Genomic DNA, 14,809 nt, shown 5'->3' on the forward strand with positions numbered 1-14,809 from the left:
AACCTGATTTGATTTGATTTGCTTTACTCACCTCATCCGCAGGAACATAACCGGATAAAGAGGCTTTACCATATCAACCAGTATTACCCTTTAAATGCTCTTTTAAGCTTAGCAAATAAGCTATCATCCTTATGCAAATCCTCATGTCCATCCTTCGCCAGCTCTGTTAACAGCTCTTTTTGACGGGATGTAAGTTTTGTCGGTGTCACAACGCGCACAATTACATATTGATCACCTTGACCATAACCCCTTACATTCGGCGCTCCTTTTCCTTTTAAACGGAACTCTGTACCCGTTTGCGTACCAGCTGGAATTTTCAGCTTCACCTTACCGTGAACGGTCGGCACCTCTACCTCATCACCAAGCGCAGCCTGTGCAAATGTAAGCGGCATTTCGCAAATGATATCATCGCCATTTCTTTCAAAAAACTCATGCTGTCTGACGCGTACAACAACGTATAAATCTCCCGCAGGTCCGCCGTTTGTTCCAGCTTCTCCTTTTCCTGCGATGCGAATTTGCTGACCATCATCAATGCCGGCCGGGATTTTGATATTAATCTTTTTACGCTTACGCACTTTTCCTGAGCCATGACACGTCGTACATTTTTCCTTAATAATTTGGCCAGTTCCACGGCAGTGCTCACATGCACGACGGTTTACGATACGGCCAAACGGTGTATTTTGCTGCACGCTCACTTGACCCGTTCCGCCGCAATGCGAACATGTATCCTTTGAAGTTCCCGGCTTTGCGCCAGAGCCGTGACATGTATCGCAATTTTCTTCGCTCGCAATTTCGATCTCTGTCTCTTTTCCAAAAATCGCCTCTTCAAAGCTTAGCATCATTGAATATTGAAGGTCTGCTCCTTGACGAGGCGCGTTCGGGTCGCGTCTTCTGCCGCCACCGCCGCCAAAAAACGAACTAAAAATATCCTCAAAGCCGAAGCCGCCAAAATCTGCACCATCGAAGCCGCCGCCAAAGCCCTGATTTGGACCTGCATGACCAAATTGATCATATTGCGCACGCTTTGTATCATCACTTAAAACTTCATATGCTTCCTGTACTTCCTTAAACTTCTCTGTTGCATCCGGCTCTGTGCTTACATCCGGATGATATTTCTTAGCTAAACGGCGGTATGCCTTCTTAATTTCATCTTTAGAGGCTGTTTTGCTAACGCCCAGCACCTCATAGTAATCTCTCTTACTCATAATGTAACACCCCCGACTCCTTTCACATAAACGTAATTGTAACACCTAAAGAAATACCTTTGCAAATAAGAAAAGCGAACACGACCCGGTTTGCTCCCGCAGTAAAATGTTCTCCACCACGGAAGGCGCTTTTTGCCTTTTGTGGGGGAGGTTATTTTACGGAAGGGAGCAGGTCGTGGGAGCTAGATCAAGAAAAGCGAACACGACCCGGTTTGCTTCTCCAAAAATACACTCTAAGAAAAAAGCCAAAGCCAAGGTATACTTGACTTTGACTTTTGTCATCTTACTTATCGTCTTTTACTTCTTCGTACTCAGCGTCTACAACATTGTCCTTCTTCGCACCTGCACCTGCTTCTGCTCCTTGTGCCTGCTGCGCTGCTTGTGCCGCTTGTTCGTATAGCTTCACGGATAGCTGCTGCACAATTTCTTGCAACGCGTCTTTTTTCGCGCGGATTTCAGCAAGATCGTTTGCTTCGATCGCTGCTTTTAAAGCATCCTTCGCTTCATTTGCTTTTGTTACTTCCGCAGCATCTACTTTCCCTTCTAAATCTTTAACCACTTTCTCTGTTTGGAATACAAGCTGATCTGCTTCATTGCGAAGCTCTGCCTCTTCCTTACGCTGCTTATCAGCTTCCGCATTCGCTTCCGCCTCGCGTACCATACGATCGATTTCTTCATCGGATAGACCTGAAGAAGAAGTAATTGTAATTGTTTGTTCTTTGTTTGTTCCTAAATCCTTCGCACGCACGTTTACGATACCGTTCGCATCGATATCAAAGCTAACTTCAATTTGCGGAATGCCGCGTGGTGCTGGCGGAATGTCACCCAATTGGAAACGGCCAAGCGTTTTATTATCAGCCGCCATTGGACGTTCACCTTGCAATACATGAATATCTACCGCTGTTTGGTTATCAGCTGCTGTTGAGAATACCTGTGATTTGCTTGTTGGGATTGTTGTGTTACGCTCAATAAGCTTTGTAAATACACCGCCCATTGTTTCGATACCAAGAGAAAGCGGAGTTACGTCGAGCAATAGAACGCCTTTTACATCACCTGTTAATACGCCCCCTTGAATAGCTGCGCCGAGTGCAACAACTTCATCAGGGTTTACGCCTTTGTACGGCTCTTTTCCTGTTTCGCGTTTAATCGCCTCTTGTACCGCTGGGATACGTGTAGAACCACCAACAAGGATGACTTTGTCGATTTCGTTTGCAGACAGACCTGCATCCTGCAGCGCACGACGTGTTGGTGCTAATGTTCTTTCCACAAGACCTGCGGAAAGTTCTTCAAACTTCGCTCTTGTTAATGTTACTTCTAAGTGAAGCGGTCCCGCTGCGCCGGCACTAATAAACGGTAAGGAAATTTGCGTGCTTGTTACGCCGGATAAATCCTTTTTCGCTTTTTCTGCCGCGTCTTTTAAACGCTGCAATGCCATTTTATCCTGAGAGAGGTCAAGGCCGTTTTCCTTTTTGAATTCAGCAACTAAATAATCGATGATGACTTGGTCAAAATCGTCACCGCCAAGACGGTTGTCTCCAGCTGTCGCAATTACCTCGAATGTACCTTCTGCAAGTTCAAGAATCGATACGTCAAATGTACCGCCGCCAAGGTCATAGACAAGAATTTTTTGCTCTTCATCTGTTTTATCTAAGCCGTATGCAAGCGCTGCTGCTGTCGGCTCGTTAATAATGCGCTCTACCTCAAGACCCGCGATGCGGCCTGCATCCTTCGTTGCTTGACGCTCTGCATCGTTGAAGTACGCTGGAACTGTAATAACTGCTTTTGTTACTTTTTCGCCTAAATATTCTTCCGCGTACGCTTTTAAATGTTGCAAAATAATAGCAGACACTTCCTGAGGAGAATAATCTTTGCCCTCAACATTTACTTTGTAATCTGTGCCCATATGACGCTTGATGGACATAATTGTGTTCGGGTTTGTGATGGATTGACGCTTTGCAACCTCACCTACTTGACGCTCTCCGTTTTTAAACGCTACAACAGACGGCGTTGTACGATTCCCTTCTGGATTTGGAATTACCTTCGGCTCGCCGCCCTCCATGACAGCTACGCAGGAGTTTGTTGTACCTAGGTCGATACCGATAATTTTACTCATAGAGAATCCCTCCTATGTAATGATTATTGATTTACTTTTACCATCGAAACACGAATAACCTTGTCTTTTAGCTTGTAGCCCTTTTGAAACTCCTCTACAACTGTATTAGACTCATACTCGCTATCCTCTGTCTGCATCACAGCCTGATGCTGATATGGATCAAACGGCTTGCCGACCGCCTCAATTGCTTCTACCCCTTCTTTTTGAAGAGCTTCCATCATTTGGCGGTATACCATTTCCATCCCTTGCAGCAGTGCCATGCCGGATTCATCCTTTACTTCTACCTTTAGCGCTCTTTCAAAACTATCAAGAGCCGGCAATAAATCACTTACCAGACTTTGGGCTCTATATTTCTCCGCTGCTTCCTTATCAAGCTGGACACGACGACGGTAGTTATCGAAGTCCGCTTGCAAACGAAGCATACGGTTTTCTGTATCAGTGAGCTTCGCCTGCAGTTCATTGATTTTCTCTTCTAAAGGAGACACCTCATTGCTTGCTTGCTCCTCGACCTGCTCTTTCTGTTGTTCAACTGTTTCCTCAACTGTTTGCTCGTTTGTTTCTTCAACTGTTTGTTCATTACGTTCTTCCATTACTTTCACCTCCCTTAAAGAGTGTTCTTGCAACTAGGTTACTGGAAGAAGCATGTTCCCCCAGTAACTGCACCTACCTTATTTTCCCATCATTCCTTCGTTTGATGCAAGTTTTGAAACACCTTGGTCAGTTGACCTGTAAATAGCTGCAGCAAGCTAATAACGCGAGAGTAATGCATTCTGGTCGGTCCTAAAATCGCGATCGTTCCAAGTTGTTCTTCACCTATCGAATACGTAGCCGTAATCAAGCTGCAATCCTCCATAGCTGATGAACCGTTCTCGCGGCCGATCCTCACTTGAATACCCGAATGCTTATCACGCAGCATGCTGTACAATTCCTGTTCATGCTCCATCATCATTAAAAGAGAACGAATTTTATTAATATCATGGAACTCTGGCTGCGATAGCATGTTTGTTTTTCCGCCTAAATACATCTTTTCTGATAACGGAAACTGGAACGTACCATCGAGCATCTTTACCACCGCATCGTAGCTTTGTATATGCTGACGAAGAACAGTGACAATTTCTTTAAAAATCTTATTGTGCAGTTCAGAAATTGGAATGCCTACAAGCTTGTCGTTTAAAATATTTACCATCTTCTCTAAATCGCCAAGCTCAACGTTGGGCGGCACAGTAATTGTCTTATTTTGCACATGTCCTGTGTCCGTAACAATGATAGCCACAGCTGTTTGCGGACCAATCGGAACAATTTGCACGCTTTTCAGCCTGTTCTCGCCTACTCTCGGTCCAAGCACAATTGACGTATACTTTGTTAAATCAGACAAAATTTCTGCTGATTGCTGTGCCAGCTTTTCCATTTCAAAAATCTTCTCAGCAAATAAGCTTTTCACCTGCACAACCTCTTGCTGCGGCAGACGCTGCGGAGCGAGGAGGTGATCTACATAAAATCTGTATCCCTTCTCAGAGGGAACACGTCCGGAGGAACTGTGCGTTTTCTCGATAAAGCCCAGCTCCTCTAGATCGGCCATTTCATTCCGAATCGTCGCAGAGCTGAATGTAATTTCTTCTTTTTTAGACAGCGTGCGCGATCCGACAGGCTGTGCCGAACGGATAAAATCATCAATGATAATTTGCAAAATTAAGAGCTGACGGTCAGTAAGCATGTACAATCACCTCTGTTAGCACTCTAATCTTTCGAGTGCTAAATCTATTATTAAATTACCAAAAGTAGCGCTCCGTTGTCAATGCAAAAGCGATCAAGATTCATTAATAAGAAAGGATTGAAATACTTCGTTTCCGAGCAGCTTGCCCTTTCTTGTCAATCGAATGGCTGCAGCTGTCTCCTCGAGCAGCCCAAGACGTGTATGCTCTTCGATTTGTTTTTGAAATATAGCGTCTAGGTGCAGACCAAACTTTTGAAAAAATATTTCCTTGCTGACACCTTCCGTTTTGCGGAGCCCTAAAAATAGTTCCTCCTCCATTTGCTCCTGCCTCGTTACCTCATGCTCGCTTACATATGGAAAACCCGTTTCATCAATAGCGTTAAAATATTTTTTTAACGGCCCTGCATTTTGTGTCCGCTTTCCTGCTGTATACCCGTGCGCGCCTGCACCAAAGCCGTAATACTCCTCGTTATTCCAATACGTAAGATTATGACGGCTTTCATATCCAGCTTTTGAAAAATTGCTAATTTCATATTGATAATAACCGTTTCTCTCCATCTCATCCATAACGATTTCATACATTTGGGCCTCGTGTTCCTCACTTGGCAGCGGCAGCTTCCCTTTTTGCATCATGTTGTAAAATACCGTTTTCGGTTCAATGATTAACGAGTAGGCTGAAAAATGCGGTACATCTAAGGCATATGCCTCCTTGAGCGTTTGCCGAACATCCTGGATAGTTTGCGTCGGCAGCGCATAAATCAAATCTAGATTTATGTTGGAAAATCCAGCTTCCTTCGCATCCTCTACCGATTTGACCACATCCTGCTTCGTATGCGTGCGGCCGAGCTTTTTCAGCAAATCCTCCTGAAAGGTTTGTACGCCAAAGCTCAGACGATTCACACCGCCTTCAATTAATAATCTAAGCTTCTCCTTTGGCACATCACCCGGATTTGCCTCAAACGTCAGCTCATATCCGGCCGCTCTAGGGCGCAAATGCTTATCAATCATGGAAAGAAGGCGCTCTGTTTGCTTCATGTTAAGAGCAGTCGGTGTTCCGCCGCCGACAAAAATCGTTTGCAGCTGTCCAAAGGGAATATGCTGCACCGTATTTTCAATTTCTTTCTCTAAGTAATCCAAATACTGCTCCACCGGCTGCCGGTCAATGAACATTTTATTAAAATCGCAGTAATGACAAATATGCTGACAAAATGGGATATGAATATAGGCGGATTGGATCATCATTTATTCTCCTTCCTGATTGCTGCGAGAAGCAAGCCAACTTTGCTCGTAACGAAAAGAAGCCGCAGTCCGTGCGGCTTCCCAATTTCTATTTATACTTTAAGAAATTATAAATTTCCAGCTAGAAGACCAATCAGCGCAGTAGGGGATTTAACGTATACAGTATACCCCCAATTACGCCTCTGTTTTTGCCAAACGGCTAGTTTTCTTTACTTATCATCCATTCGTAAAACAGCCATGAACGCTTCCTGCGGTACTTCTACAGAGCCGACGGACTTCATGCGCTTTTTACCCTCTTTTTGCTTTTCCAAAAGCTTACGTTTACGGGAAATGTCACCGCCATAGCATTTTGCCAATACGTTTTTGCGCATTGCTTTAATCGTCGAACGGGCAACAATCTTGTTTCCGATCGCTGCTTGAATTGGCACCTCAAATTGCTGTCTTGGAATAAGCTCCTTCAGCTTTTCAACGATTACTTTACCGCGGTCGTATGCAGAGTCGCGATGCACAATAAAGGATAGGGCATCGACTGTTTCCCCATTTAGCAGAATATCCATCTTTACAAGCTTGGACGCCTTGTAGCCAATAAGCTCATAGTCAAAGGATGCATAGCCCTTTGTGCTGGATTTCAGCTGGTCAAAGAAATCATACACAATCTCTGAAAGCGGAATCTCATATGTTAACGTGACGCGTGTTTCATCCAAGTATTGCATATCAATGAACGTGCCGCGCTTCCCTTGACAAATCTCCATAACCGCACCGACAAAGTCGTTCGGCACCATAACAGTTGCTTTTACATACGGCTCCTCTACACGGTCAATAGTTTGTGGATCTGGCATATTGGACGGATTGTCTACTGTAAGCTGTTGTCCGTTTGTCAGATGAACCGTATAAATAACGCTTGGTGCTGTTGTAATTAAATCAATCTTAAACTCACGCTCAATACGCTCTTGAATAATTTCCATATGAAGCAAGCCTAAGAAGCCGCAGCGGAAGCCGAAGCCGAGCGCCTGTGATGTTTCGGGTTCGAATTGAAGAGCAGAGTCGTTCAACTGCAGCTTTTCCAGCGCCTCGCGCAGATCATTATAGCGAGCTGTATCAATTGGATATAAGCCGCAAAATACCATCGGGTTCAATTTACGGTACCCTGGAAGAGGCTCCGCTGCCGGGCGCTTTGCGTGCGTAATCGTATCCCCTACACGCGTATCGCCGACATTTCGAATCGAAGCGGTCAAAAAGCCAACATCCCCAACGGATAGCTCATCACGCAAAACAGTTTTCGGCGTAAATACACCGACCTCTGTTACCTCGAATTCGGCGCCTGTTGCCATCATGCGGATTTTATCGCCCACCTTCACCGTACCATTGACAACACGAATATACGCGATAACACCTCGATATGCGTCATATAAAGAGTCAAAAATTAGCGCTTGAAGCGGCGCTTCCGGATCTCCTGAAGGGGCTGGTACTTTTTCTACAATTTGCTCTAAAATTTCTTCAATTCCGATGCCCGCCTTCGCCGAAGCAAGCACCGCCTCTGATGCATCAAGTCCAATTACATCCTCAATCTCTTGACGGACACGCTCTGGATCAGCGCTTGGCAAGTCAATTTTATTAATAACCGGAAGAATTTCAAGGTTATTATCGAGCGCAAGGTATACGTTTGCCAACGTTTGCGCCTCAATGCCCTGTGCTGCATCCACAACAAGAATTGCACCTTCGCACGCCGCTAAGCTGCGTGATACCTCGTACGTAAAGTCGACGTGACCCGGTGTATCAATCAGATGAATAATATACTCTTGGCCATCTTTTGCTTTATAATTTAACTGCACCGCATTCAGCTTAATGGTGATTCCACGTTCACGCTCCAAATCCATGGAGTCCAACAGCTGCGCCTTCATTTCGCGCTGCGAGAGCGCATTTGTTTTCTCTAAAATACGATCCGCTAGCGTGGATTTCCCATGGTCAATATGGGCAATAATGGAAAAATTTCGAATGCGGGATTGCCTATTTGCTCGTTCTTCTTGATTCATTGTTTCTCACTCCTACTAAAGTCGCCAACATACACTGCTTTTGATTATATCAATACGATTGTAAAGATTCAACGAAAAGTAATGGAAACGGTATCCTTACCTTATGATATGCTCATTTGATGCAAAAAGAAAATGCAGAGCAGCGATACGTGCCGGCCTTTTGTCTGTTACTTCCTAATTTCCTGAAAGATGTCTTGAATCTTCTGAGCAAATGCATTTGTAGAGGCTTGCGCAGCCTTTTGTACCCCGGCTGTTAATCCATCCCCTAGTCTAGAAAACATATTAAAGGTTTTTAAGCGCTCGAGCTCCTTTTGCTTTTCTTCAATTATAAATGTATTACCAAGAAGCGTCGCCTCTACATCCCCATTCTCCGTTCCTGTAATATGAGCAACCTGTTCATAGGTTGGATCATTATATCCCTTCATTCGCTTTAACCCGTCATTCGCAAGCTGCATACCGGCGAGCACAGACACGAACAAAATACCTATTAACATCACGCATCTCATAAAAAATCGTCTCATCGTTACACCTCCTCTAAAAAAACCGGTTTGCTTGCGAAGGAGACGATTCTCTGCACATTGAAGCGCTTTTGGCCTCATTGGCCAGGGGGCTTTCTCCTGCAGCAAGCAGACCGACAAAGCCGGACAATGCAAAACACATCCTGCCTTCTATTACGCTCTAAAAAAACCGTGTTGCGGCAACACGGTTTTAATGGGTATATGCGCCCGTATTATCTTGATCAATTTGGTGGTGCAAAGCAGCGTTTAAGCCGCTTGCAATTATATTAGCCATATCCTCAATAAAGGTATCCACTTCCTTCGGCGTTACCATCAGGTTATGTCCTAATGGAGAGAGTACCTCATGAATCAGCCGCCGTTTTTCCTCTTCCTCAAGTGTTCCAACGATACCCATGAACATATTCCGCTCCTTTTCACCCGGCATATCTTCCTCCGTAAACTTTTTTCGGCCGCCAAAGGAGAAACCAGCTGGAAGCAATGAACGCGACGGCTTGTTTCCTTCCTTCATTTCGCGTCCGAAATGCTTTAAAATAAAATCGATTGTATCACTTGTAATTGAAACGGCATCAACAACAGTCGGAATACCAATTGCAATAACCGGAATGCCAAGAGTTTCTTTACTTAGTTCCTTCCGTTTATTCCCAATGCCGGAGCCTGGATGAATGCCGGTATCCGAAATTTGAATCGTGCTATTTACCCGCTGGATTGAACGCGCTGCCAACGCATCAATTGCAATCACAAAATCAGGCTTTGTTTTCTCAACGATACCAAAAATAATATCGCTCGTCTCAATACCAGTACTCCCCATTACACCAGGGCGAATCGCACTAACTGGCCGAAATCCCTCCTCGACATGCTCAGGCTGAAGCTCGAACAAATGTCGTGTGACGAGCGTATTTTCCACTACAATCGGTCCAAGTGCATCAGGGGTGACATTCCAATTGCCGAGCCCAACGACCAAGCAGCTCGCATCATCGTGAATGCCAATCTCCTTTAAAAAGTTCGCAAATTCCTTCGCAAACACCCGCTCCACCTTTTGCTGCAGTTCTGTATCCTGCTGACGGATTCCTTGTACCTCCAGTGTTAAATAATTACCCGGCTTCTTCCCCATCGCCTCAGTACCGTTTTCATCAATCGTTACCTTTGTAATAGTAACGCCATCTTCTTCCCTCTCTTTTACAATGACACCATTAATAGAGCTTTGCGCTTCCTCCTGCTCCATCAGCATCTCATGTGCTTCCACCGCTAAATCAGTACGAACAGAATACTTGCTTAAATCGAGAGACTCACTCATTGATAATTCCCCCCTAATTTATGAATAAAATTAGAATTTCCAAAAACAGCAAGAAACATTCTTTAGAAAAGTCTCTATTTGTATAAAATTCATCTCGTTTCACTATTGCATTTCTTCTATACGTTTGATAGAATGTTCCTTGTTCTATGTAAGTATCGAGTTACTCGATCGCACCAGGGAGGTGAAAGATATGGCAAACATTAAATCTGCTATCAAACGCGCTAAGATCAGTGAAGAGCGTCGTGCACAAAATGCTTCTCAAAAGTCTGAAGTTCGTACAGCGGTTAAGACTGTTGAAGCTGCACTTAACAATAATGACTTAGAAACTGCAAAGGCTGCTTTCGCAACTGCTGCGAAAAAGCTTGATAAAGCTGCTACTAAAGGTTTAATCCACAAGAACGCTGCTGCTCGCAAAAAATCTCGTCTAGCGAAGAGATTGAACGTGACAAACGCGTAATCTTACAAAACGACGACCTCATATAGGTCGTTTTTTCTTTGCAACTATGAAAATATAGAAAAGCAGACTGTTGGAGGCCAGGCAATAGAAAAGTGAAATCAGCCCTGTTTGCTTGCAAAGGGGGACAGGCTGATGAAGCTGGACAACAGCCAAAAGCTATGCTTTCCTATAAAGAAAACCCGCCGATTGGCGAGGACAGAGGCGTAGTTACACTTACACTTTGTTCCTAAAATTTCCTACTACGTCGAATGAGCTTCTAGCTGGAAATTTATACTTTCTTAAAGTGTAAAAAAAGTTCATGCAACAAGATCTGCATGAACTTTTTTTGTTCTCTACCTATGATTCAAGCGCATTAAAAAGATTTCCAGCACGAGCCGCTTATCCAGCTTCCCTGTCTTCATATCATAATCTGCATCCGCTAAGTGATCTATAATGCTTCGCAGCTCTTGAAATGAAAAGCGCTGCGCCTGCCCCATCGCCAGCTTTACCCTGTATGGATGCACACCAAGATGAGACGCCGCTTGATTTTGAGCGTACCCCCGCTGCTGCAGCTCCTTCACTTGATACAATAGCCGGAATTGACTGGCCAAAAGCGCCAATATTTTAATAGGCTCCTCTTGTTGCACAAGCAGCTCCTCCAGCATTCTCATTGCCCCGGCAATATCCTTATGCACCACCCGCTCTACAAGTGCAAATACGCTTTGCTCTGCCGATTTCGGAACAAGCTGCGCCACAAGATCCCGATTGATTACACTGTCTGCGCCGGCATATAAAAGAAGTTTTTGTATTTCCTGCGACAGTATCATCATATTGCTGCCGACAAGCTCAAGCAACAAATCCACCGCATCGTTATCCATTTGAACACGCTGCTCCGCCGCTTGACTCGCAATCCAAGCTCGTACATCTTGCCCCTGCAGCGCATTTGCTTCCATCACTTCTGCTTCTTTTTTCAATAGCTTTGTAATTTTTTTCCGCTCATCCAGCTTTTCAAATGGAGCAATTAACACCACAATGGAAAATGGTGATGGCTCGCTTATATATTTCTCCAGTACCTTTACATTTTGCTCTAGCTTTTCCTTTTGTGCAGTCAAAAAATAAGGAGACTTCACGAGAAGCACCTTTCGTTCTCCAAAAAACGGAAGCGTATGAGCATCCTCAACAACGTCCTCTAAATACGCTTCATCTAAATCATACACGACAGTATTTAGTTCGCGATCCTCTTCCTCAAGTGCTTCTGAAAGCAGCATATTTATTGTTTCATTGATAAAATATATTTCTGTACCGTACAGCAAATATATCGGTGCAAATTGTTTTTTCTTGAATTTCTTATGTAAATCGTTCATGTGCCTCTCCCCAATTTGTTACATATATATATACTACCTATATATTTTTCGTTTTACAATAAGAAAGGGAGACACGAACCGTCTTTGTTCCAAAATTAAAACAACCTGCGTATAAAATGTAAGGCTTGACGAAGCTTCCTGTTTGTTCTCTATCATATGGGGAGAGAGCAAGGCTGGGCCAATATCTCAAAAGCGATATACTCCTCTATTCGGATAAAGAAGCGGGTGTGACACCCGCTCCTGCATCTATATAAAAACGTTACTGAATAAGTCCCGGGCTTCTTACGCAGTAACGGTAATGATGTACTGTTATTATTTACTCCGGCTTCACAAGTATAAGTGACAACTGTTTACATGCATGGAAAGAACATGGTAAATTGTAGATTTTTTTCTGACAATATCTTATACTGAAAAAGACAAGTTGGGAGGGGTCAAGGTGAATGAATTTGAAAAGAACGTTCAAAGCAAACGGAACGACGCTGTCGATTCAGGGGTAGGTTTTTTTGTCTCTTTCGGATTCTTTGCAACGGTATTTATCATCGCAACTGTTATCAAATTCATCGGCTCGTAAAAGACTGCTCCGTGCAGTCTTATTTTTTTCCTTGCCTATTGTGCTTTCATCATATGTAAGCTTTGTGCGAAACGTTCCTCTATCTTCTGAAAAAATATACGTAATCGCCCCATTCTCATCCGTTCTCCAAATGGCTACGTGTTGCTTTATAAGCCGCTTCAGCACCTCTTCATGCGGGTGGCCGTATCGATTTTTGCTTCCGACAGAAATAACAGCAATACGTGGCTGCACAGCCTCTAGCAACATATCTGATGTAGAGGTTTTACTGCCGTGATGGCCAACCTTCAGCACATCCGCACTCAAGTTGCCGTATGATTTTACTAAACGACCTTCCCCTGCCTCCTCTAAATCACCTGTAAACAGCCACGTCAGTCCGCCGATTCTCGCATGCAGCACAATAGATTGATCATTCTCTTTCTCCTCCTCTCCAAAAGGAGACAGCACCTTAAAATACGCGTCTCCATTTCTCCACTCCATTCCGCTTCCTGCAAAGGCAATATGAACTCCTTTTTGCTCTGCCTGCTGCAAAATATGCTGCTCCATATCGGAATAGCTGCTTTTTCGTCCAAGCACAACCTCTCCCACAGGCACGGAGGCTAATACTTCCAAAGCAGCGCCAACATGATCTGCATCGCCATGCGTCAAAATTAGTTTGTCAATCCTTCGAATTCCCGCACTTTGTACATAAGGAACAACAATATCATCTCCAATCGAAAATTCATTTTTTCGCTTTTGCCATTCTTTTTTTGGGAACGTAATTGCGCCTCCTGTATCAACCATATATGTTCCTTTTGCATAAGGAAGTTGAATTAAAATAGCATCGCCCTGTCCTACATCCAAAAAGGTAATGTTCCCATACGGATTGAAATAGGGAAACATATAATGAGCTGCCAAAAGAAGGACTAACGCACCGCCAGCCGGCAAGACACACCGTTTCCTCCTCTTGTCCTCCCATGCCGCAAAAAGAAGCATAATCACGATACAATAGCATACCGTCAGCCAAGCAGGTGATTTCCCAAATATAAGCTTGTTATATGGCAGCTTTTCAGAAAGAAACAGCAATTTATTAGAAAAAGATAAGAGATACGAAAGAATCGTTTCAATCCATTCACCAATTACAGGAAGAAGCATAGACAAAAATAACGCAAAAAGACAGAGCGGCAAGATGAGAAATGACAAAAATGGAACGTAGATAAGATTAAATAGGAGGCTATACGGAGAGAATTGTCCGAAGTAATGAAGGGAAACAGGCAGGGAGGCAAGCTGTGCCGCTAAGGCGACATTCCACATATTTTGCAGAACGGATTTTTCCGGTGACAAAATAGAGACTGATGAAAGAAGTAAGACAAAGGCCGCTGAAAAGGAAAACTGAAAGCCGATATCAAACAATACGTATGGATCGAACAAAAGCATACAAATCGCCGAGATGCTGAGCGCATCTATACCAGATAGACGCGCTGAGAACAACAAGCATGACAATACAACTACAGCCGTAACAGAAGCGCGCACAACCGAGGGAGATGCACCTGCCATATACATATACAACGGAATAATGACGAGCAACAGCACTGTTGCTGTCTCCCGCGTGCTGCCAAGCCGAAGCAGCACATAATAGCATGCAGCGACAAGCATCGTAATATGGGATCCGGAGATAGCAAGTAAATGAATGAGCCCAAGCTGCTGGTAGCTTTCCTCTGTCTCTGCCGACATTGCCTGCTTGTCACCATACACAAGTGCGTTAACAAAGCCGGCTGTTTCCTTGGAGAAGTTATTCTGTACATATTGCAGAGCCTGCTGGCGGATGGAAAACAGCCACTGCCAAAAGGAAGGATCTTCATAACAAGAGGAAAAAGAGGAGACGTTGTATATGAAATGAATATGCTGCCGATGTAAATACTCCTTATAGTCAAAAGCACCGAAATTTCGAGCCGGCTGCGGGCTGCTCCGCTCTCCTGTAAACGTACAGACCATTCCGGCTCGCATACGCTTTAACGCTTCCTTCTCTTCAGAGGATGAAATATTGTAGAACATCCGAAGCTGCTCCTGCTTCTTTGTTTTTACAGTAAATGAGAGCTTGTCTCCGTCTATCACCGGGGAAGATGCAATGACAGCGGTAAGCGGGGAGGCAGCTGAGGAATGAGAAGGCTGATTGTTCTTCTCAACTTCATTTGTATAAAGCAAACACAAACATAAGCTTGCGGTGCAGATTATAAAAGGGACTTTTCTTAGCTTCCAAAAGCAATACACTACATAAGCAACGGCAGCGGTAACAGAAGCCGCCGAAGCATGAGAGCAGGCGGCTGCAATGCCGAACATAGCAGC

The 14,809-nt window shown here is 44.2% G+C and carries 11 protein-coding genes and 1 pseudogene; 2 read left to right on the plus strand and 10 right to left on the minus strand.

Annotated elements, in window-relative coordinates; genetic code table 11:
• Positions 1-83: 83 nt before the first annotated feature.
• The 8 genes from dnaJ to gpr form a co-directional block, all read right to left on the minus strand.
• On the minus strand, positions 84-1,205 hold the full coding sequence (gene dnaJ, locus AC6HZ4_RS21270) for a molecular chaperone DnaJ (RefSeq protein WP_497491770.1): 1,122 nt from the start codon (positions 1,203-1,205) through the stop codon (positions 84-86).
• A gap of 283 nt (positions 1,206-1,488) precedes the next feature.
• On the minus strand, positions 1,489-3,318 hold the full coding sequence (gene dnaK / locus AC6HZ4_RS21275; protein ID WP_497491771.1) for a molecular chaperone DnaK: 1,830 nt from the start codon (positions 3,316-3,318) through the stop codon (positions 1,489-1,491).
• Between the two features lie 23 nt (positions 3,319-3,341).
• Entirely contained in the window at positions 3,342-3,908 is a 567-nt protein-coding gene (grpE, locus tag AC6HZ4_RS21280) for a nucleotide exchange factor GrpE (protein ID WP_497491772.1), read from the minus strand.
• A gap of 89 nt (positions 3,909-3,997) precedes the next feature.
• Positions 3,998-5,032: a heat-inducible transcriptional repressor HrcA gene (gene hrcA, locus AC6HZ4_RS21285; protein ID WP_497491774.1), complete on the minus strand. Its 1,035-nt coding sequence runs from the start codon at positions 5,030-5,032 to the stop codon at positions 3,998-4,000.
• Between the two features lie 93 nt (positions 5,033-5,125).
• A complete protein-coding gene (gene hemW / locus AC6HZ4_RS21290; protein ID WP_497495796.1) occupies positions 5,126-6,271 on the minus strand; it encodes a radical SAM family heme chaperone HemW in 1,146 nt (381 codons plus the stop codon).
• Positions 6,272-6,480: 209 nt separating this feature from the next.
• Positions 6,481-8,304 carry a translation elongation factor 4 gene (lepA, locus tag AC6HZ4_RS21295; protein ID WP_497491776.1) on the minus strand — a complete coding sequence of 608 codons (1,824 nt, stop codon included), beginning with the start codon at positions 8,302-8,304 and terminating at the stop codon, positions 6,481-6,483.
• Positions 8,305-8,471: 167 nt separating this feature from the next.
• Entirely contained in the window at positions 8,472-8,825 is a 354-nt protein-coding gene (locus tag AC6HZ4_RS21300; protein ID WP_497491777.1) for a YqxA family protein, read from the minus strand.
• A 187-nt stretch (positions 8,826-9,012) separates the two neighbouring features.
• Complete coding sequence (gene gpr / locus AC6HZ4_RS21305; protein ID WP_497491778.1) at positions 9,013-10,116, minus strand: GPR endopeptidase; 1,104 nt, start codon at positions 10,114-10,116, stop codon at positions 9,013-9,015.
• Between the two features lie 190 nt (positions 10,117-10,306).
• Between gpr and rpsT the strand changes: the two genes are divergently transcribed.
• Positions 10,307-10,573 (plus strand): 30S ribosomal protein S20, encoded by a 267-nt coding sequence (gene rpsT / locus AC6HZ4_RS21310; RefSeq protein WP_497491779.1) that lies wholly within the window; start codon positions 10,307-10,309, stop codon positions 10,571-10,573.
• A 332-nt stretch (positions 10,574-10,905) separates the two neighbouring features.
• Here the strand turns inward: rpsT and holA are convergent, their stop codons facing one another.
• Positions 10,906-11,916 (minus strand): DNA polymerase III subunit delta, encoded by a 1,011-nt coding sequence (holA, locus tag AC6HZ4_RS21315; protein ID WP_497491781.1) that lies wholly within the window; start codon positions 11,914-11,916, stop codon positions 10,906-10,908.
• Positions 11,917-12,352: 436 nt separating this feature from the next.
• Between holA and AC6HZ4_RS21320 the strand changes: the two genes are divergently transcribed.
• Entirely contained in the window at positions 12,353-12,487 is a 135-nt protein-coding gene (locus AC6HZ4_RS21320; protein ID WP_497491783.1) for a YqzM family protein, read from the plus strand.
• A 120-nt stretch (positions 12,488-12,607) separates the two neighbouring features.
• Here AC6HZ4_RS21320 and AC6HZ4_RS21325 read toward each other — a convergent pair.
• A pseudogene (locus tag AC6HZ4_RS21325) lies at positions 12,608-14,803 on the minus strand (DNA internalization-related competence protein ComEC/Rec2); the annotation flags it as partial.
• Between the last annotated feature and the right edge of the window lie 6 nt (positions 14,804-14,809).

The organism is Ectobacillus sp. OTK, from assembly GCF_059698935.1.